This is a genomic window from Brevibacterium sediminis (genome assembly GCF_013623905.1).
Taxonomy (GTDB): Bacteria; Actinomycetota; Actinomycetes; order Actinomycetales; family Brevibacteriaceae; genus Brevibacterium; species Brevibacterium sediminis.
Genome location: NZ_JABKDD010000014.1, coordinates 36423 through 57720 on the forward strand (window position 1 = coordinate 36423; position 21298 = coordinate 57720).

At 57.6% G+C, this 21298-nt stretch carries 16 protein-coding genes; 2 read left to right on the plus strand and 14 right to left on the minus strand.

The annotated features are described in order from the left end of the window. Positions 1-199 precede the first annotated feature (199 nt). Positions 200-1462: a tropomyosin gene (locus HK108_RS15325; RefSeq protein WP_181272143.1), complete on the plus strand. Its 1263-nt coding sequence runs from the start codon at positions 200-202 to the stop codon at positions 1460-1462. Between the two features lie 213 nt (positions 1463-1675). Here the strand turns inward: HK108_RS15325 and HK108_RS15330 are convergent, their stop codons facing one another. The 5 genes from HK108_RS15330 to HK108_RS15350 all read right to left on the minus strand — a co-directional run bounded on the left by HK108_RS15330 (position 1676) and on the right by HK108_RS15350 (position 8164). Continuing rightward, positions 1676-3037: a polysaccharide pyruvyl transferase family protein gene (locus HK108_RS15330; RefSeq protein ID WP_181272144.1), complete on the minus strand. Its 1362-nt coding sequence runs from the start codon at positions 3035-3037 to the stop codon at positions 1676-1678. A gap of 33 nt (positions 3038-3070) precedes the next feature. Further along, the gene (locus tag HK108_RS15335) at positions 3071-4483 is read right to left on the minus strand and encodes a polysaccharide pyruvyl transferase family protein (RefSeq protein ID WP_181272145.1); all 1413 of its coding nucleotides are present in this window, start codon (positions 4481-4483) and stop codon (positions 3071-3073) included. 96 nt (positions 4484-4579) lie between these two features. Next, positions 4580-5692 carry an NAD-dependent epimerase/dehydratase family protein gene (locus tag HK108_RS15340; protein ID WP_181272146.1) on the minus strand — a complete coding sequence of 371 codons (1113 nt, stop codon included), beginning with the start codon at positions 5690-5692 and terminating at the stop codon, positions 4580-4582. After that, a complete protein-coding gene (locus HK108_RS15345) occupies positions 5682-6404 on the minus strand; it encodes an IspD/TarI family cytidylyltransferase (protein ID WP_181272147.1) in 723 nt (240 codons plus the stop codon). The genes HK108_RS15340 and HK108_RS15345 overlap by 11 nt, the downstream gene beginning before the upstream one ends. After that, positions 6386-8164, minus strand: coding sequence for a CDP-glycerol glycerophosphotransferase family protein (locus HK108_RS15350; protein WP_229664207.1), 1779 nt, complete (start codon positions 8162-8164; stop codon positions 6386-6388). Before HK108_RS15350 ends, HK108_RS15345 begins: the two co-directional genes overlap by 19 nt. Positions 8165-8414: 250 nt before the next feature. Here HK108_RS15350 and HK108_RS15355 point away from each other — a divergent pair, with 250 nt between their 5' ends. Continuing rightward, positions 8415-9707, plus strand: coding sequence for a CDP-glycerol glycerophosphotransferase family protein (locus HK108_RS15355; RefSeq protein ID WP_181272148.1), 1293 nt, complete (start codon positions 8415-8417; stop codon positions 9705-9707). A 60-nt stretch (positions 9708-9767) separates the two neighbouring features. On the opposite strand, the gene HK108_RS15360 is transcribed toward HK108_RS15355, so the two are convergent. The 9 genes from HK108_RS15360 to HK108_RS15400 form a co-directional block, all read right to left on the minus strand. Beyond that, positions 9768-11654, minus strand: a complete 1887-nt coding sequence (locus tag HK108_RS15360) for a glycosyltransferase (protein WP_229664212.1) — start codon at positions 11652-11654, stop codon at positions 9768-9770. Positions 11655-11713: 59 nt separating this feature from the next. Further along, entirely contained in the window at positions 11714-14371 is a 2658-nt protein-coding gene (locus tag HK108_RS15365; RefSeq protein WP_181272150.1) for a glycosyltransferase family protein, read from the minus strand. A gap of 115 nt (positions 14372-14486) precedes the next feature. Next, positions 14487-16559 (minus strand): acyltransferase family protein, encoded by a 2073-nt coding sequence (locus HK108_RS15370; protein WP_181272151.1) that lies wholly within the window; start codon positions 16557-16559, stop codon positions 14487-14489. A gap of 211 nt (positions 16560-16770) precedes the next feature. Further along, the gene (locus HK108_RS15375; RefSeq protein WP_181272152.1) at positions 16771-17694 is read right to left on the minus strand and encodes a glycosyltransferase family 2 protein; all 924 of its coding nucleotides are present in this window, start codon (positions 17692-17694) and stop codon (positions 16771-16773) included. Further along, a complete protein-coding gene (locus HK108_RS15380; RefSeq protein WP_229664208.1) occupies positions 17691-18521 on the minus strand; it encodes a CDP-alcohol phosphatidyltransferase family protein in 831 nt (276 codons plus the stop codon). Before HK108_RS15380 ends, HK108_RS15375 begins: the two co-directional genes overlap by 4 nt. 65 nt (positions 18522-18586) lie before the next feature. After that, positions 18587-18976 (minus strand): glycerol-3-phosphate cytidylyltransferase, encoded by a 390-nt coding sequence (gene tagD, locus HK108_RS15385; RefSeq protein WP_181272154.1) that lies wholly within the window; start codon positions 18974-18976, stop codon positions 18587-18589. A gap of 103 nt (positions 18977-19079) precedes the next feature. Continuing rightward, positions 19080-20348 (minus strand): CDP-glycerol glycerophosphotransferase family protein, encoded by a 1269-nt coding sequence (locus tag HK108_RS15390; protein WP_181272155.1) that lies wholly within the window; start codon positions 20346-20348, stop codon positions 19080-19082. A 70-nt stretch (positions 20349-20418) separates the two neighbouring features. Then, entirely contained in the window at positions 20419-20718 is a 300-nt protein-coding gene (locus tag HK108_RS15395) for a hypothetical protein (RefSeq protein WP_181272156.1), read from the minus strand. Between the two features lie 184 nt (positions 20719-20902). Next, positions 20903-21286: a DUF2267 domain-containing protein gene (locus HK108_RS15400; protein WP_181272157.1), complete on the minus strand. Its 384-nt coding sequence runs from the start codon at positions 21284-21286 to the stop codon at positions 20903-20905. Positions 21287-21298 lie beyond the last annotated feature (12 nt).

Genomic DNA, 21298 nt, shown 5'->3' on the forward strand with positions numbered 1-21298 from the left:
ACTCTTGTCAGCCTTCGGCCCGCTGCCCCTCGGATAATCCGAAGGAACCTGCGCGAGGCTGCAGCACAACAAGCCACGGGAACCCAAATGAACAATGAGAGGATGAACACTGGGTTAAACTCCCATGGGACTACTGAATAAGTGCGAATCCATCAGCACTGAAATGCAAAGCGAGGTCAGAGCGGTAAGTATCCGATCGGTGGCGGTTCAGGACAATGACGAGGGTGTCTACGTCTCCGCTGAAATCACCATGCCGGCGGCAGAGGGCGAAGCATGGCTTCAGCTTCCTGAGGACACGAAGACTGACGAAGAGGCCGCCGCAGACGCTTTTTTCATCATCGGTTTGATCCTGGCGATCGGCAGCGACGGCGTACTGGAGATGGATCAGCCTGTCTCGAGTCGGCTCATCTACAACTCACAAGCCGCACAGGACATTCTTCGCACCTGGTACCCCAAACAGTTGGTTTCTGCCCGTCTCGAAGTCACTCCACGAGCGCAGGACAAGGCTCCGTTGCTTGAGAAGACCGTCTCCTGTTTCACCGGCGGAGTCGACTCCTTCGATACTCTCATCCGGAACGAGTCCGACATCGACGCACTCGTGTACATGCACGGCTTCGACATCCCGCTTTCGCGGACAGATGTCCGTGAGCCGACATCCGCACACCTTCGACAAGTGGCCGATTTTACGGGCAAACAGCTCATCGAGGGCTCCACGAACATTCGCAGGTTCCTCAATCGCGCCGGCAAGTGGCCCACTCTGACTCATGGCGCAGCCTTGTCATCGATCGGACACCTTCTGAGTGGCCAGTTCGGGCGGTTGATGATCCCTGCCTCTCACACCTATTCCGACACTTTCGCCTGGGGTTCACATCCCCTGCTCGACCACCTGTGGTCGAGCAACCGACTTTCGGTTGTGCATGACGGTGCCGGATCCACAAGGGTCGACAAGACCAAACGTGTGGCCAAGTATCCGGCGGCCAAAGAACATCTGCGCGTGTGCTGGCAGAACACCGGAAAATACAATTGCGGAGTCTGCGACAAGTGTGTAAGAACTATGGTGGCACTTTCGCTGAGCGGAGACCTGCCCGAGTTCAAAACTTTTGATTCCGAGATTTCTACCGACGCGAGCCGCAATCTCAAGATATCGGGGGTGAACAGCCTTTCGTTCGTGAAGGAGAATCTCGAGTTCGCCAAGGAACAGGGCGATACCGAAATCGAAGCCGCGTTGAACTATCTCGTTACTGATTTCGAGACTCGAAAGAAGTCGAAGAACGCTTCGGCGGAAGTAGCTTCACTGGAGCGGAGAATTGCTCCTCTCGAACGCAAACTGGCTCGCATGGAAACTAGTGTGAAAGCAACCAAGACCCGAGCAATTGCCGCGGAGAAGTCGGCGAAGAAGCTTCAGAAGATGCTCCCGATCCGCACGTGGACAAAGATCTCCAATGCACGGCACGGCAAGTAGACTCGCCGGTTGCGGCTTGAGCTCGAAGACTGAGCCACATCAGGCAGTCTAGAGATTCGTTTCAGGTCGGCAAAGTGAGAAGAGTGGTCCGCTTCTCGAACACATCATTCGAGAAGCGGACCACGCTTTTACTTCGAGAATCGCTCGGCTGCATATCAGGTGGCAGCGCAAAGATGTCGATTCACCTGACCCCAGGTAGACGCCTTTTCGCGGTCACGATCGGGTGACGAGCTTCTGCACTTTTCTCAACCCACGGACTACGCGCTTCCCAATCGAGTCAGGCGTTTCCGTCTTCGTTGAAGTCTTCGCAACATCCATGCTGATCCGCTGCTGGTAATACTCGTAGGAGCGTCGCAGCTTGCGTCGCATCTTCTCTTGGTACTGTTTCCGAGACGTCCCGGCGTAGGTCGGCATTTTCTCTCTCAATTCAGAGAGCGAATAGGCATCAGCCTCTGAATTCGGGGCAACGATGCCTTTCATGCCAGTGAACAGTGTCCTGTAGACGGACATCAGCGTATCTGGGTCTTTCGCAACGCCTTCGCTCATGGCAACGTCCAGCGCTTCCAGAACCCTTGCGGAATTCCAATCTGAATCCTCGAGCGCTCGTTCGGGGTAGCCCATAGACCGATAGAAGTCTGGCACTTTGAAGTTCCAATTCAAACCTATCGAAGGAATTCCAAGTGCAAATGATGTGATGCTGGCATGCAGACGGTAAGCGATAACTCCGTCGCACTTCTGCAGTTCGGCGATCAGCTCTTCGGGAGCGTTGAGGGTGACAGCTGCCTTCTTATTCGGTACTCCGTGGTACCGAACGAGTGAGTCGAGAAATATCTCGTCGGAGAAGTGGCCCGTGGTAAAGATCCTATAGTCGTCTCCGCGGGACTCCAGCTGACTGATGATGTCGAGCCAGAATCGACGCTGATCGGCTTCATTGAAATCGATGCCGTTGTCTTTGAAGATTCCAGCGCGGGTCACCACCAGACCGATGCACCTGCCTGAATCTGTCTGAGAACTTTCAGCGGGCCGAGAATCGACGCCGAATACCGAGTCCGCCAGAACCGCAGGGTCGGAAACGAGCGCGGTGGGAGTCTGGGTCCCCTCCACATATTTTGTCGCTGACTCCAGGTCATCTCGGGTCGTCAGTTGCCGTACTACGGGCAGACGGAGAGCCTGCTTCAGCTGCTGTGATCGTTCGTTGGTCTCCGAATACGGCTCCACACCGATGCTTGAGAAGAGCACCGGAACATCGTATTCAGCCGCAAGCTCCAGGGTTCGAATCGTCCGGAGATAGAAGCTCTGATAGCGATAGTTGAACAGAGGAGCACCCCCGAATACGATCACGTCTGCGCGAGAAATGGCTCGTCTCGCGGGTTCGAGGAGAGACTCGTCTCGGGTGCTCATGTACTTACGGCTGATGATGCTCGCGGCTCGGCTCCGAATCGTCAGCGACTTCGGATCGATTCCAAGGTTGCTCCCGACCGCTTTCAGCAGACTGATCACCGATGCCTCGATGATCTGATCACCGATGTTGTCCGAGTCGCGGTTGGTCAGCAGCAGCACTTCAGTGTTGGGCATTGGAACGGACTTTCTATCTTGGAGCGACAGGGTTCAGGCCTTCTGGGCTTTGAGCGCGAGTTTTTGATAGTTCTCGTATGTGCGACGGAACTTCCGGTTGACGCGCTCCCTATAGCCTTTGGGCCCGATCGCGACCTGCCGAGGCAGGCCGTCCCAGAGATCGTCAAACGCAAATGGCTCGGCTCCGGATTCTGGGGCAACCACACTGCCGATTCCGGAGAAGAGCGTGTCGTACACGGATTTGAGGAATTCGTAGTCCTTATTAACGCCCTCAGCCATTGCTGCTTCGATCACAGGCACGACGTCGGCTGCAGTCCAGCGTTCCGATGCGATTGCTCTCTCCGGGTACCCAACGGACTCGTAGAAGTACGGCACCTTGAAATTCCATGACAGGCCGACTGAGGGGATGCCTAGGGCAAAGGAGGTGATACTGGCGTGCAACCTGTAAGCGATGACTCCGTCACAGGCCCTCAGCTCTCGCAATAGTTCATCAGGCGTATTCACCGTCACCGCAGCTCGTGCGATCGGAATGCCCTTGTCCTTGACAAGCGAGTCGAGGAACACCTCGTCAGAGAAGTGGCCGGTGGTGAAGAGCTTATAGTCGTAACCGCGCTCCTCGAGCATCGCCATGGTGTCCAACCAGAACCGGCGTTGATCCGATTCCGAGAACTCGATCCCGTTGTCGGCAAAGATACCGGCGCGGGTGACCACGAGCCCGATCCGCTTCGGTTTGGTTTCCGCGACCGTGGACTCCGTCGGTTTCGAGCTGCTCACCGCTGGGGCAGAATCAGCTGCCGACGGCTTTGCAGATGCGACAACACGACGGAGGATCCTCTTGAGCTTGCGTTTTGCTCGCACTGGTATAGACGGCACCGGTTTCGGCGCGGGAGCCGGCTCCGGTTTCTTCCGGTACACGATGTCGGCCAAGACTGCCGGGTCCGCCACATGTGCAACCGGGATATCAGTGCCTTCCACGTACTTTCTCAATGACTCGACGTCGTCTCGAGTGGTGATCTGCCGGACGACGGGGACCGCCAAAGCTTCTTTGAGTGCGATACATTTCTTGTTTGTCGGATCGAACGCCTCGACGCCAATGCTCGAGAAGATGACGGGCACACCGTACTCCTGCGCTAGCTCAAGAGTCCTGATAGTGCGCAGATAGAAATTCTGATACTTGTAGTTGAACAGCGGAGCGCCGCCGAAGATGATCAGATCGGCAGCAGAGATGGCGTCTCGCGCCGGTTTGAGCAACTCTTCATCTCTGGTCTTCATATATCTCTTCGAGATGATGCCTGCAGCGCGACTGGAGATCACAAAATCGTCAGCGGTGAATCCGAGATTCTTCATCACCCCTTTGACAATCGAAATCACCGTGGCCTCGATGATCTGATCTCCGACATTGTCGGAATCACGATTCGTCAACAGCAGGATTCGAGTTGGGCTCATTGTGGTTCAGGTCTCCTCATCACCGGGGCGAACTTCGCCATTATCGAGATTGTGGCATGAAACGCCATCCAAAGTTCGGACCGTGCGTCCGCAAACTCATCTGCGGACGAGGGGCCCATCCTCGAACGATCTGATTGTCCGGGAGACTCCTTCGGACAACGACGTCGTGGCAGCCCAGCCGAGCATCTTGAGCCGACGCGAGTCCAAACCGAGTGAAGCCACTGGAGAGTAGGAACGGCCGTCCTCTGGATTGGCGAAGTCCAGTTCGAGATTCATCTCAGGTCGAGCCCCGGCAAAAGTCTCGGCGAGCTCACGGATACTGATATTCCCTGAGGGATCGGCGACGTTGTAGACCTGTTCTTCGCCCAGCAGATGCGCAAAGAACAGCCCCTCCACTGCGTCGGCGACATAGGTATAAGTCCGCGTCGCAGCGCCAGCGCTCATCATCCGGACATTGCGTCCACGGACGACATCTGCCAAGAAGTCAGCCTGTACCCGGCCGTCGTCGAGTGCCATGCCTGGGCCGTAGATGTGCCCGAAGCGCAGGCTGAGGCCCCGAATGCCGAACTCGTCCGCATATGCGGCGAGAGCGGTCTCAGCGATTCGCTTGCCCTCCGAGTAACTGGCCCGGGGAGCGAAATGCTGGAGTGTTCCCTCGTCGTCCTCACCTATGAGTTCGCTGCCCGCGACCGCACCATAGACCTCCGACGAGGAAAGGAAAGCGAATGACTTTCCGCCTGCTTCGACTAGTGCGTCAAGAAGGTTGATCGTACCGAGGGTGTTCGCCTTCAGCGTGGTCACCGGCGATGATTTGTGCAGACTCGGACGAGCCGGAGAGGCTCCGTGGAAGACAATTGAGAACTTCCGTTCGAAACGGCGAGTGTCGATGACGTCGCCTGCTAGCAATGTGAAGTCAGAACGGTCAGGGGCAGATCCGAAGCGCTTCTCCGCCTTGGCCGGGTTCCGGACCATTCCTGTGACGTGGAGTCCGAGGTCATAAGCGTCGTTCGCGGCCAGCAACGAACCCACTATGTACATCGGGATCATGCCTGAGGCCCCGGTGACGAGAATCTCTGCCTTCCGGAACTTCTCCCATGGCAACTCTGCAGCAGCGATTCGGGCGACGTCGTCAGCGAATACAGGTGTATCGAAGAGAACGACGTCCGTGGAGTCTGCGTCGGAAGCGATTGTGCGGTCCTCACTCGCCACCGAAAGCCTCCCTGTCTTCGATGAGGGTGAGGAACGTCCGGCAGACATAGTAGTCCGAGGCCGTGGTGATCTTGATGTTAGTCCGCGGACCTTCCACTCGATGAACGTCATAACCAAAGCCGTTCATCAAGGTACAGGTATCGATGGAATCGTTCTCACCTTCGGCGACAGCACGATCGTATCCGGCAAGGACATCCTTGAGCGGGAATGTCTGAGGAGCCTGGGCCGTCCACAGCGGGTCCCGCGGAATGACCTCTTTGACTCCCTCGCCCTCTTCGACGACGACGGTTTCCGTCATCTTGGTGCATGTGACGGCCGAACCGAACTCGCGTGCACTGGCGATGTTCCTCGAGACAAGATCAGCGTCGATGAGCGGACGTACACCATCGTGGATGAGCACGATGCTGTCCGGGTCGTTGTGTTCGGCGACGACCTTGAGAGCGTTATGTCGTGATTCCTGACCGGTCGATCCGCCGTCCACGATCCATTTCACTTTGTCGAGCTCGTACCGCTTGACGAGGCGTTCCAGGTGTTCCCGAAACTGCGGAAGAATGGCCACGGCAATGGCATCGATCTCGGGATGCTGCTCAAAGATGTCGAGCGTGTGCACGATCACGGGTCGGCCATGAATCTCCAGGAACTGCTTCGGACGGGAGCTGTGCGCCATACGAGCTCCGACGCCTCCTGCGAAGACTACTGCGATGTTTGCCATTGGTTCTCTTCGTCCTCTTCCTCGGTCTTGTAGCTGCTCTCGGAGTCGTTGTCTGTCGGCTCGTTCAGCTGGTCCTCTTGGCCGGGCGCACCCGGATCTTCCTCACCGACACGTTCGGTGATCTCTTGCTCTTCGCCTTCGGTGGGCACCTGCGGTTCCGAAGCAGGCTCGCTGAGGATGAGGGAGTCGATCACCCGGTCGGAATTGTGAGTGTCCACATAGTCGAAATTCTCTTTGACGAATTCCTTCGTCTCCTTGTTGCTCAGTTCAGGCGCGCGGATGAGCTCGGCCAGTTCATCGAATGTAGTGGCGATCTGTCCGGGAGCAGCTTCGCGATAGTCTTTGTGCATGCCTCGGGTTGCCGAATACGTGTCGAGGTCGTAGGCGAAGAAGATCATCGGACGCTCAAGCAGCGAGTACTCGTAGATAACAGAGGAATAATCCGTGATGAGTACATCGGAGATCAGCATCAGGTCATTCGTATCGGGATATGCGGCGACGTCGATCAACCGGTCGCTGAACTCCTCCGGAATGGGTGCTGGATCCGGCACGAAATGGTGCTGACGGAACAGAACGACCGTATCCTGACCGCAAGAATTGTAAAGTTCGCGGAAATCGATCTGTTCATAATCGTAGTGAGCATCGCCTGAACCACGGCCCCGGAATGTGGGAGCGAAGAGGATCTTTCGCTTGTCCTTTGCCGCCGGGAAATCAGTCTCGAAGTCGACGAGGACTTCCTCGGCACGCCCCTCGCGCAGGAACCCGTCGATCCTCGGAAGTCCGGTTGCGATGACAGCCTCTCGCTCGATTCCAAACGCTTCGCTGTACACGTCGCGCAGATGCTGGGATCCGCAGATCGCGTAGGAATAGAGACGATGCGCGTTCTTCAGATTCGGCGATCCATATTGCCCGAATCGGCTGTAACCCACTGATTTGAACCCGCTGCCAGCGTGCCAGAGCTGGATGATCTTCTGCTCGTCTCGATTCCCCAGATCTTTGAGGATGGCGAAGTAGTCGTCGATGAGGATCGTGTTGGCTTTGCCCATTTCCCAAGCAAGGGCGAAAGCGCTCTGGCGGCTGCTCGTTCGCCCCGTACGGAACGAATAGCCGAACTTGAACTGAGAGTCGAGACCCCGTTCGAGCATACGATCGTGGACAGCTTTGAGATTGCCCTGCATATTAGGACGGGCTTCGGACGCGAACAGGATATTGCTTCCGTCAGACGGCCGTTTGTGCGCGGAAATGGCGAACACTGTCCGAAGAGCCTTCCGTTTGGTCTTCGTCCACCTTTTCCGAGCCTTCGACTTCAAACGTGCCATGGTCGAAGACGGCTTCTTTCCGGAACGACCGAATGAGTAGGTTCGCATGAGGAAGTAGGGAGCAGCTTCGTCGTCCGAAATGCCAAACGTCACGGTGTAAGCAGAAAAGTTCTTGTTGTAGACGAAAGCTCGAGACGCGTCGCCGAGTTCTTCGGCTCTTCTCAGCGGATACGAGGCCGGGTGGTTCTCCTCGCCTCGGCGAGCGATGAGGTAGTAGGTTCCGTTGGGAACCTGTGCTCGTCGATTGAACTGCGTGACATTGATGGTCAGCCGATAGCGCCCCTCCCCCATCGGCTCGGACCGGACCGGAAGCTCCACTTCGTAAGGACGCGAGTTCGGTGTAAGAAAGAAGGAGTCAGGCGCTTCGCCGGAAAACCTGACGACAAATGTCAGAATCACTCGTTCCCACGAGATTCTTTCAATAGTCAGATCATCTATCACGAATGCCCCTCACGCGCCCCGGCATTGCACTACCGACGTGCTCCATTTACCACCAGTTAACGTTGGTAGCCTAGCAGTTCGCTCAGCAGCCACAGAACTTGCTGGCGCGCTCGGCCGCTGTCATCCGTGTCCGAGCTGAAAAGTTCCTACCATCGGGAGGATCACGATAGTCTGGATCGGTCTGCCACTGACGCCTGCGGGGTCACGCCGGCACCTCCGTTCCCCCAAGACACGAGGAGTTCGAACCGTAATGAACCCCCTCCGCACAGTTGCTCGCAACGCACTTCGCTCACGTGCTTGGAAGAGCACAAGTCAATGGATTCGAGGCACGGAGCGATGGAACCGACTCGAGGACGAGTACGACGGCAGCTACGTCAAGGCCGAGGTGGTGGTCTATTTCGGTGATCGGAGCTCGAAGTTCTATCAGCTTGAGCAGTGGATTCCCGTGCTTGAGGAGCTCCACAAAACGCATAGGGTCGTCTTGGTCATGCGTAAAGGCTCCGCTCTGCTTCGGACACTTGAGACCACGAACCTTCCCGTGGTGTTCAAACGCAAATTCGACCCGTTGCACACCTTTTATCACGCCAACGACTTCACGTTGGCGCTCTATGTCAACAACGGAATGACGAACTTCCAGTCGCTGGCCTTCGCCCCGATGGTGCATGTACACGTCAATCACGGTGAATCGGACAAGCTGAGCATGGTCTCCAACCAAGCCAAGTCCTACGACAAGGTGTTCGTCGCCGGCGACGCCGCCATCGAACGGCACCGCAGAGCACTCATCGATTTCGACGAGTCCGCCCTCGTCAAAGTCGGACGACCACAGCTCGACATCGAGCGTACCGTGGAGCTGGAGCCCTCAAACGCGCGAACCATAATGTATGCGCCCACGTGGGAGGGTGAGAACGAATCCAACAACTACACGTCCGTCGATCTTTTCGGTCCGCAGATCGTCGAAGCGGCATTGCAGTTTCCCAATGCCCGAGTGATCTACAAACCGCATCCCCGAGTTGAGACATCCAACGACCCGGCAATGACTGAAGCGAACGCTCGGATCCTTGAACTCCTCGAGGCGGCTAACGATTCGATCTCAGACGAGTCCATGCAACATCAGGTGCTCATGCAGGGCGATATTCTCGCGATGTTCGACGCGGTCGATCTGCTCGTCACCGATATCTCCAGTGTCGGGCTCGACTTTCTCTACCTGCACCCCGAGAAGCCGCTTGTACTGACGGATCGCCGCAATGACACCATTTCGCTCAACGCCGAAGCGCCGATCAGTCGCGCCACTCCGATCATCGACCGAACGACGGCCGACGGTTTGGACCTGATGTTCCAAGCGATTCTGTCCGAGGATTCGGCTGCGGAGGCCCGTCTCGATCTTCGTCGTCACTACTTCGGCGAAGGAGGGAAGGGAACATCGACAGTCCTGTTCACCGAAGCAGTGTCGAAACTGATCGCCGCTCGTACAGTCGACCTGGAGCACTTCCATTCCGATGACAGCATCAACGCCGAGTCCGAGGACGAATCCACCAGCGAATAGAAGGCGGCGGTAAGCAGCTCCACCTGGCGGCGGTTTCCCAGTTCAGGGTGGTTGTTCTTGCTACGCTGATTTCACAGGTCGTACCGAGAGGTTCCCGTACTTCGTGGAATACCATTCCCACTGCCCTGTCCGCATTGCACGGAATCCTTTAGGGAGTCGAATCCTTCGCTTCGACTCCCACGGGCTGCGGGGCATTCGGAGATAGACGTCAAAAGTCTCCCCCATCGCTTCAGAGAAACTTTCGAAGTCGACGTCGAATGACACCGCATGTCGTCTGCCCAACCGGCCAGTGGACGTCAAAGAGCCTCCACACACGAAGAAGGTATTGACGTCGCGTGCAGACACGACCATCTCCACGTTTTCTCTGACGTCTCGACGGAGGTCGGCGAATTCGAGTTCGATCCGACAGCCTTCAGACAAGCTCTCACACGTCGCTCTTTTCACTGCGACAGGAGAGCCCGATGATTGGATGAGATCATCATAGACCTGCGCCACCGGCAATTCCTCGATGACCGATTTCCAGCGCCGGTACCCGGCTTCAGGCAGATAATTCTCGACTGTATCCATGGCAGAGCTGCGCATCACCGAAACGGAATCTGCGCTCAGAGAGAGAAATTCCTCGATCTGATCGGCCAGGGCCTCGACATCGCTCATCGGCGTGATGAAACCATTGCGCCCCTGCTCGATCAAGTCACGCGGCCCGTAAGTGATGTCGTAGACAATCGGAATGCACCCGGCGCCCATCGACTCCATCATCGACAGCGGAAGCCCTTCACTCGTGCTCGTCAGCATGGAGAATGAAGCAGACTTTAACCTGTCGGGGACATCGTTGACGTAGCCAGCCAATTCCACTCGATCGCGAACATCGAGAGCATCGACGAGGCGTTCCAGTCGGTCTCGCTCCGGTCCCTCCCCCAAAATGGTCAAAAAGACGTCGACTCCGCGGTCACGCAGTTTCGCCACCGCCCGTATAGGATGGTCCACACGTTTGAGCTCGATGAGGTTGGCGATCATCACCGCCTTGTTGATCGGCCGTTCTTTCGGGGCCTGCGTCAGCACCGACCCGGCCGGCAGTTCACCGGTCAGAAGTCTGATGTTGTCGTCAGTGAAACCGATGGCGCGAACGGCATTCGCCTGCTGACGTGTCTGAACACCCACCACGTCGAAGCGGTCGAAGTTGCGCACAGTTTCAACTCTGCGAGGAAGCACCTGGCCATGGTCGCCATTCCACGGATGGCGAAGATGAGTGCCGTGGAGGAACAGAACGAGCGCGAAATTCCGATTCGAGATCTCGTGGATGAACTCGCTGACCTTCTTGTCATCAACGATGACGACAGCGGGTTCTTTGTTCACAACTGACTTGATCCAGGAGTTGTAGAAATCTCGTGGACGTCGCCACTCTGTCATCGGCGTTCCGTCCAGCGAATGGAGGATGAACCTTCTGCCCAGTTTCGGATCCCGGATGTCCGCGACAAGAAGACTTCCGTCTTCCCTGTAGTAGTGACGACGGATGATCTTGCCGCTGCGCGCGTCACGGACCGCATCGTAGAAAGAGGTGATGTTCTCGATTTCACCGTCCACATCCGGAATCGGACTCCGCGGCTGCTCGCCCGCGAGCTGCGAGAGTTCGTGGTCGGACCTGTTGCGCAGATCCTGCCAGATGTTCACCAGATCGACGTCATCGCGCATGCGTCCCGACGAAATCAATCCATCTCGGATCTCATCTGTGTCCATTCGAGGGCTGAACGTCAGGATGGTCTGCGACAAGGTCTTCCCGAAGCTCTGGAAGCTGCGAATACGGCGAAGCGCCGCAGTCGTCATCCCACCCATAGATTCAGGGATCCACCACAAGACGTTGTAGACGTGCACTTCATCGGTTCCGAGCTTGTGGTCGGACTCATTCCGGACCCGAAGGTTGTCGTTGGCGTCATACGCCTGTCGAGCCATGAACTTCACAAGTGGTACCCTTCTCAGCTCTGGTCGTGCGTCGGTCTCAGCGGCACTGATCAACGTGAAAGTGCCATACGACCATAGTGGCGTGTCTGACGACGCCAGTTGACGAGCTTAGGGCTGTCCGAAGTCTCCCACTGTGCACGTACGTTCCACTCGTCGCCGATGTCAGAGTACCGCCCACAGATGATCATCTGCATTGCATCAACATAGCTCAGCTTGAGGTCATCCATCAGACCGATGATCTTGCTGACGAGATCTTCGCTGCGCAGCTGGCTGAGGTTGAGTACGGCAATCTGCGGGTCGAAGGGAACGAAATCTTCGGTGAGGCCGGCATGACTTGCGAAGACGAAGTTGAGTGCTCCGACATGATCGTCGCCGAATGAGCTTGCGATCCTCCTCATCAGAGTGAGACCGCTGGAGCGGTTCTTCCTCACATCATGTTTAGCGGCGATCAGTGCTGTCCCGAGGTCAGCCTTCGAGAGCTCCACGATGTCTGCGGAGAACTCGCCGGCTGCGGGAACAACTACGAGGCGTTCATGGTCCGGGAACAGCACCGGAAGCAGAGCCTGTGCCAGGTCGTTCTCGTTCGTGATGTCTGCATAGGACAAAGCGCCCAAGCTCTCGACGGTTCCCAGCGAGAGCTGTGCCTGGATCTCGGCGACGACTTCTGCACTCGCTGCTCCTGACGGCAGCCAGATGCGGTACCGTCCGGAGGCATGGGCGTCGATGGACTTGATGGCCGTAGAGACCAGAGATTCTTCGCCTTTCTCGACGGTCATGAAGACGTCTGCGACCTGTGCTTCGGGAGTTGCCTTGTTCACCTTGCTCACTGCCGCATCGATCGCAGTGCTGTCTCCGATGGGAAGCTCAGCTGTTGCCAGATACTCATCGGCGGCGGCCATGTCGTCCGCAGTGATCTCTGACCACTTCGAGTAGACCTCGTCTTCCGAAGCTCCAGTCGCGATGAGCGGGATCATTACGGACAGTTTGTCCAGGATCCCGTCCCGGATGGCGTCGAACTCGTTCTCGTCGATGCCGATCAGCCCACCGAAACGTGAATCCGATTTGTTCTTCGGTTCGAAATCGACCTCAGCACCCACCGACCGCGCGGGCAGGTTCGCATGGAGCCGCGAGGTGAGAACTCGCTTGTATTTGTAGGCGTAGTCGGCGACCCAGTTGCGAGCAAGTTCCAGGTTCTCGGGGAAGCTCTTGTCACGGATCGCAGTGACTGTCTGCTTCTTCTTCGGACCTTTTCCACCCTTGGTCCAATCGATTCGCAGCGTGCCGGACCGGCGGTCAGTCGGCGGAGCAGGAAACAGAGTATCGACCGTGGTGGTGAGGCAACCGGAGAAGAATGCCGGTACACCGACCGCTCTGAGCACCGCGACCGACTGCCAGTCACGGCATCCCACCGGGCCGTACTTCTTCAGGTAGTCGATGGCGTCGGGGGTGAGCATCTCCGGGTACCGGACGAAGACTGAGAGCAGAATCGGCCGCAGGTTCGGGTGGAACGGGATGTTGAATGACTTTCCGAAGATGTCGTGCATGTACCAGCCGAAGGCGATGTACCAGGTGTCTTCCGGAATGTCCTGATAGACGTTGCCGTCCCTGTAGACCTCGACGAGGTTGAGTTCAGCTTCAGGTCCAGCGTACTTTCGTTCCTCTTTGACTGATTTGCGGAACTTCTTGAAAAGCTCGGTCAGCCCCTGGTCACCCGAGAAGCTGAGGTTTTTGTACCGCAGAAGATGACCGATCGACGCAATCGTTTGGATGTAGTCGCCGATGTTGCGTGAACGGATCCCCGGCTGGTCATAGCTGAGCACACCGAAGTTGCGCTTGCCGACTGTGGTCGGGAGAGGCTCGAGGTGCTTTCCGCCCGGAAGCCAAGCGAGCATTCGGTTGAGCTCGTAGCGTACCGCCGAGTCCATCTGATCCGACGGCCTATCGAGACGTGCCTCGACGAGGGTGCGCACATGGTCGAAGGCTCCGATGCAGAATGCCGATTCAGCGGTGCGCAGCACTGCTTTGTCGCTCCAACGGTCGGTTTCGCCGGTTTGATTCGAGTGGTCGAGAAGCGGCAGAGCCTCCTGCCCGAGTGTGTCGATCGCAGTAGGAAAGTATTCTTCGGCTGCGGAGACGATGATGTCGCGGTCGTCGATCTTCTCAAACTCGGCCCACGCCACTTCCGGGTCTGATGATCGCTGATACGCCATTCCGAGGATCACTCTGCCTGCTTCCTCGGTCGACACGTGACTGCGCAGATTCAGTCCGATGGACACAGCCTCCGCCAGGTATCCCTCTCCGACGATCACTCTCCCCGCGTCAACAACTGATTCCCCGAGAGCTTCACCCTGTGCCAGTGCTTCCGAGAGCGTCGCGTGAGCCTTGACGCGAGCCAATTGGCGCGATTTTGCGTCGACCTCTCGAGCTGAGGGTGCAACGGTCCAACCGTTCGTGTCTTCCGCCGTCTTGCCTTTGAGCCCTGAGGCCAGCGTCTGATACGCGCGAGCGGTGTCCGTCGCAATCTTCTTCGCAGAACCGCCAGACTTCCCCGCTCCAGCTCCCCCGGCGGCACGTTCACGCACGTATTTCGTCCCCGAGGCGCGCTCCACCACGGGCAGGGCTCTACGGGCGATTCCGTGGACGACTGGCTTCACCAGTTCGCGTCCCTTGCTGAAGTATCGGTCGGCGGCGTTTCGTCCAGTGGTCACTCGTTCGTTCCTTTGCAGAGGTTTCGGTGATCGGTCGTTCGTAGCAGTCGGTGGTCAATAGCAATCAGGCACACGGTATACGACTTGACTGTCAGTTCGTTGAACCGCAGCGGTCTCAGTTGAAGGTGCCGAGGCCCGTCTTGCGGAGGCTTGCGTCGAATTGCGGGGCAAGAGTCTGAGCATAGGTCGCAGTAATGTGCGCGGTGTCGAAATAGGTGATGACGCCGCCGATGACAGGCTCGCAGCGCCCCTCGGGGCAGAACCAGTCTTGGGGGTAGATGACCGACATTTTCTTCGAGTCTATGGTCTTCGCAGAGGCGGCGAGCGGGTCCATCCAGTGCCATGATTCCGGAGTTCCAGAGCACTCTTCGAGGTCGTCTTCGTGCTTGGCAACGCAATCCGGCACGGTGACACCTGCCCCGCCTGGGTATGGGGTATCCCGAATGACAACAACATCCAAATCAGCATCGACCCAGCGCTGCAGGATCTCACGATGTCCTTCAGGCGCCTTCTTCTCTGTTTCCTCCCAGTCCATACCCTCCAGCGGCGTGGACTGCCGCTCGGAGGTGATGACTGCGTCGAAGCCTCCTTCGGTCGTTCTCTTCGATACCCAATCGGCGTATTCCTGACACCCCTTGGTTTCGTCCGGCGTCGAAAGGTCCTGAGGCAGGGTAGAAATGCTGCAGTTCGAGGCGAGGAAAGTGGTGATCGTCAGATCATGCTCGTCCGCCAAGCGCTCGAGTGTCGGCAGCCAATGACCGGCATGCGAATTTCCAACCAGCGCGACATGTTTCGACCCGTCTCCATAGGTGCACTCCGGTTTGCTCGCATATGGTGCACTGGCCCAGCAGCCATCGGCATAGGCTTTTGACTTGTCTTTCTTCGCCGCAGCGGGCTCCATCTGCAGCGAGTCCTTGTCTTGGCAATTGGGGTTGTCCTTGGCGCTGGGAAGGAGAATCCCGGCGCCAAGGCAGGAGTCGGGATCGTCCAACTGGGCCTGCAGTTTGTCTTCGTTCTGCTCGACGATGGTGTTGGCGATGACCATCTGGCTGAGCCCCAGGGCCGCGACGAGAGCCATAGCAAGTGCCGCGAACGCGAAGGTCTTCTTCGAACTGCTGAAGAACGACGACTTGCGGAATCGGTTCTCGACCCAGGTTGTCGAGGCCCAGGCAGCGATGATCGAGACCAAGATGATGGCGATATTGTCCAGGACGCCGAGACTCTCCGAGCGTCCAAGCTTGGCCGAGAGGTATGGCACGAGGACGATGAGGGGCCAATGCCAGAGATAGACGGAATACGAGATGTCACCGAGGAAGCGCACCGGACGCAGTGACAACAGTGGAAGCACAGACGCCCGGCCCCGGGAGTCGGCGAGGATGACGAGTGCAGTCGATACCACCGGGACCAACGCGATGTAGCCGGGGAACGGCATGTCCGCGCGGACGAGGAAGGTGGCCGCCACAATTCCGGCGAGACCGATCCACCCGAGCACTGAACTGAATGGAATCCGCTCGGGTCGAACATAGAGCACAAAGACGGCGACGAGGCCGCCGGTGGCCAGTTCCCACATCCGGGTCGGAGTGATGAAGTAGGCCATTGCAGGTTCGTTGGCGGTGTACCAGACAGAGAAGACGAACGAGGCAAGGAAGATCCCGAGGACGGTGAATCCGACGAACTCTTTGGACCGTCCGAGTTTCGTCCCTACGAGAAAAGCCAAGCCGATGATCATCGGCCAGACGAAATAGAACTGTTCCTCGACCGACAGCGACCAGAAATGCTGAACGGGCGACGGAGCATTGTCCGCAGCCAGGTAGTCGACGCTGGATACGGCAAAGTCCCAATTGACGACGTAAAGCCCCGCGGAAAGGATCTGGCGTCCGGTATCGGCCCAAATCGATTGTGGAGCAACGAAGAAGGTTGCGATGCCGACGAGGAACAGGACGAGCAGCGACGCCGGCAGCAACCGCCGGACCCGCCGTGCCCAGAACTTTGCCACGTCTCCCCAACTCTGTGGCGGAGACTTGATGAGGTGGCTAGTGATCAGGAAGCCGGAGATGACAAAGAAAACGTCGACACCGACGAACCCGCCGACGAACCGATCGGGCCACAGGTGATAGAGCAGAACGATTCCCACGGCCAGGGCTCGCAGCCCCTGGATATCGGAACGGAATCCCGAGGTTTTGGGCACGCTCGACCTCTGTGGGGAGTTTTCAGCGACGGGGGCTGTCGACTGCATCAATCGGCTCCACTCAGTTTCTCAGCCGGTTGGTTCGGACCCGACTGCGGTCCCTGTCATTACTCGCTTCTTTCGTACGCGGCAGTCAGCATGTTCCCCGGAGGCTCCTCCAATTTGATTGCTGCTGTATCGGGGCGCACCGTTCCGCCGTAGCGGCGTGAGGTCACACGATGGGCGGCCGGCCGTGCCGGGACATTCGAAGTACACCTCTTCTTGACAGCTTCTGCCGGTCTTCGTCCTGACCCCACGGGTCGAGACGCCATCCGGCACGCCATCCTTCCATCCACGCTTTGAGTTGGTGTGGCTTGTTGGCCCACTTGAAGAACTGCATCAATGTCCATGAACCCACATAGGCCCAGCTGAACGGCCACGGCAGATTACGCCGCGCCAGCCAAACTCGGTTTCTCGCATTCATGTAGAAGTATTCGTCGTGGCGCCTCGGGTCGATCACCGGGTGGGCGACGGCGAGGTCACCCATGTACCAGACGATGTAGCCGGCGTCCCAGACTCGCCACGCGAGTTCGATTCCCTCGTGTGCGTACCAGAATGGTGCCGGCCATCCTCCGCACTCGTCGAAGGCTCGACGCTGCATGCAGACTGCGCCTTCCCACACCGAGAACACATTCGATGAATGGTCGGCGCTTCCTTTCTTCAGTCTGGGAATCCATCGTTTCGGTGCATCTGGCCCACCGGGTTCCTCGACCCTTGGCTGGATCAGCCCGATACGCGGTTTTGTCCGCATCAGTTGGGCCATACGCATCAGCGACGTGTCGTCCGGCAGCCATGCGTCATCGTCGAGAAAGAACAGGAACTCGCCGTCGACGTGGGGGACTCCGGCATTGCGACCTGCAGGGATGCCAAGGTTCTCCGGGAGCCCCAACTTCTTGACTTGGTCCGGGATGCCTTCCGGCTCCCAGCCGTTTCCTACGCAGACGATATCGAGATCGACGCCCTTCTGCGCCAGCAACGACTCGAATCCTCGGTTGAGATCGTCCAGTCGTTTGCCCTGGCTGAGAACGACAACGCCGAATGTGTAGCGCCTATTGTCTTCGAATCGCTGGGAAAGGATCCGCGATGACTCGCTCATGACAGCCTCCTCGATGCCATGATCGACATGAAATGCCCGATAACGGAGAGCAGGCACAGCGGAGCCATGATGAGGACGAGACAACGTTCACCGAATAAGGGCTCAGATCCTGCCGATGCTGCTATTGCTGTGACAATGCTCGAAGCCAGTGCCATCAAAGACATCTCTACCGAGTGGAAGATTCGGTGGAAAGGCACGAACCGAGCGATTCGTTTGAGTGTGGAAATGACTCCCGGGTTGAGCGCGGTGGCTTCCTTCGAGTCCGCGAGCTTATCGAGTCCATTGAATGCACGGGAGACATGAACCATGTCGTTGAGTGCTTTGTTCAGAAGCACCAACCCGGCAAGGACCGTTCCGGCAAGCAGGAGCGGGTAGGACCCAGCGGGGTCGTCGATGAGATTGTTCCACTCCCCCACAGCTCGGATTCCGAGTGCAACTGCGACCAGCCCCTCTGTCGTATAGTGGCCGACCTTATCCAGAAACACACCTTTGGCGCCGCTGGTTCCGCGCCATCGGGCGACTTCACCGTCACAGCAGTCAATGTACATCTGGACTTGAGAAAAGAAGACAGCAAGGATCGCTCCCCAGATGCCCGGAATCAGAAGGCTGAAGGCGATGCACCAACCGGCCAAGATCATCAGGCCGGTGACACCATTTGCGCTGATCCTCGTGCGCACGAGCAGCATCGTGAAGTAGATCGAGATATGGCGGAGGTAGAGTTGCGCCGACCAGTGTTCCGCGTTCTTGCGACTGCGGACCTCTATCGGCTGTGCTTTCGCCCGAAGCTCCGACAATGTCGGATGTTTAGCCGAAGACTTTTCGGGCACGTCCGTTCCTCTCAGATCCATCGATGATGTCCAGCAACGATAGCGCGAAGTTCGCGCCGTTGCTGTCAGGACTTGCCCAGCTCGCTCTTGATCCGCGTCGTCGAGATCTCGGGAGTGCGCGGCAGATAGACGACTTCGCATTTCTCCTTGAGGAAGTCGAACTCTCCTTCCCAATCGTCACCCATGACAAAGGTGTCGATGTGGTATTTCTCCACGTCGGTCGACTTCTGCTCCCAATTGTCTTCAGGAATGACGAGATCGACATAGCGGATCGCTTCGAGCATGTGCTTGCGCTCTTCATAAGAGAAGTACGACTTCTTGCCCTTACCCGCATTGAACTCATCGCTCGACAGCGCAACGACCAGGTAATCGCCCTGTTCCTTGCATCGTTGAAGCAGCCGAATATGCCCATAATGGAGCAGGTCGAAAGTTCCGTACGTGATGACTCGTTTCATTGCTGATTCCGTCCAGAGGTCAAAGCTCACCTCGTGAGCCGCAGAATTAGTTCCGCGTTAGTTTATCATTCTGTTACTTAAAGTTAAGAAAATGTCACACGGCTCACTTGGCGTGCTTCAAGTGGTGTTCTTCCGAACGGTTTCTGATCACTTGTTCGCTTGATTTGATGAAGCGCGAAGTCTGCCGGCCGATTGCAGTATCCCCAAGATAGAACTGAGCCAATTCAGCGACCGATCCGGTTCGTGCATCGGCTTCCTCAATGAGGTCGACAACTCCTTGTCGGCTCCTTGGGTCGACTGCCGGGCATTGGTCTAGAAGCCCGCCTTCTAGCACCTCCGCAGCTGGTTCATGGGGTTTGACCATCACAAGGGGTTTCCCGGAGGCGAGCCAATCGAAGGCCACCGAGGTCATTTCGACGACGGCAAGATCGGCTTCGTCCAACTGCCATGACACGTCCGGGCTCTTGTCGACGAATCCACGGGGATCCGATTCGACGATCTCCGCTACGTCTTCTACAGCCTTCTCGAACTCATGACGCATCACTCCGGTACGTGGATGCGGTCGGAAGATCACTCGGTAACCTGCTTCGAGAAGAGATGTGACGATCTCCTCTCCGTTATAGGCGATGGTTCCATACGCCATCGACGGAGAGTCGCCTTCCCACGTCGGTGCATAGAACACCGCCCGACCATTGGGGTTCGTCTTCTTGAACTCTTCCCATTCGGACGGGACGGATCGGGGGCGGTCCAGTTGGGGGCGCCCAACATCGAACATGCGGTCCTCCGGCATTCCGTACAGTGCCTGCTCAATCCGGTCTCTCGCCGCCTGCCCGGCAGTGAACACGTAGTCATATCCCTTGAGCTGATTGGAGATCATCGAGATCTTCTCGCTCTCGCCATGGCTGAGATGGACGTGCGCTGGTTCCGGATATCGAAGTGCTTGAAAGTTGCTGGTCCCCTGGTTGACGTAGAACACCGCCCGCAGGCTCGGCGAGTGCATGAACTTGTCCAACCCGCTGGTCAGACGTGAGAACCGAACAGGAAAATCGGTAACTCCTTTGAGGTACTTTGCGACCATGGCATTCCGGACGATGATGCCGATGGGCCGATCTCCGTGGCCAAGCTCGATGAGCCGTGCCTCCAGCTGTTCGAAGGGCCACAGCCACTGTTCCAGCTGATAGACCGAGCTGAGATCCCCTGCAAAGTAAGCAGCTGCCACGAACTCGTCGTCGTCGTGAGGATGGAATTCATCAGACAGCCGAGACTCGCGAACACGCTCACGGAGTCTGAGCGCAGCGAGTTTTGCCACCGATTGTGCAAAGTTGGCACCACGGACTGCGGTGTGCGGCAGATCTGCCGGTAGGAAGGTCATGCCCACTATTGTGCATGCCTATCTGTGTTCGACCTGAACTCGACCTCCGTTCCTAGTTAATCGAGGTCAGCTACGCCCCGAAGTCGTCATCCGGAGCCAGCGGCTCAACCTCGTCGAGATCGGGTTCGGTGCTGAAGGATGCCCGAGGCGGATCCGGCAACATGTCGATGAGTTCATTGACGGCCTGCGCAATGATGTCGTGCTGATAGCCGGAGAGCCCGAAGACTCCGTGGAGATAGGCATCGATTTCCAGCTCGCTCAGCTCACTGCCCAAACTGGCGCTGTGCAGCCAGACTCCTTCGAGGGACAGCTTCCAGTAGTCGATCACCTCGGCCAGCTTTGCCCCTCTTAGTTGAATGGCTCTGTCCATACTCTCGTATTCGTAGCCCTCGAAAGATCGGATGGGTGCCGTTGGCGGCCAATGGGCCCCAGGATTCATTCATCTCGACGGTGTTCGCGCCGCCGGTTTCAGGGGCGGCCATGTCGCCAGAGACAGATCGCCCCTCACTCCTGCGAAGACCGAGCCTTCACCAGAATGAGGGGCGAAGCAAAGATCAACCTTCGAACAGCGGTGCGAAGCCTGCGGGCAGCTGTGAGCGGAGATCGTCGACCTCGCCCTCGGAGGCTGCGGCGTCAAGCGTCGAGATCACCGCACGCGCGTAGGCACGGGCGGTATCAGGATCGATCCCCTCGCCCAGCTGAACAGCCAGACGACGGAGGAAATCATCGACGTCGTCGGTCAGCGGCGCTTCCGAGCCGTGCCGTTGGAGCGGCTCCTGCAGTTCGGCAGGAAGCTGGGCGGCCAGATCCGCCGCCTCTCCGCCATTGAGCTGTTTGCCGAGGTTATCCAATACCGTCCTGGTCACGACGGCGGCGCTTTCAGGATCGCCGGGTCCGCCGATTTCGGTGACATTCTTGAGGAACTCATCACCGCGCATGTTCAAACACCA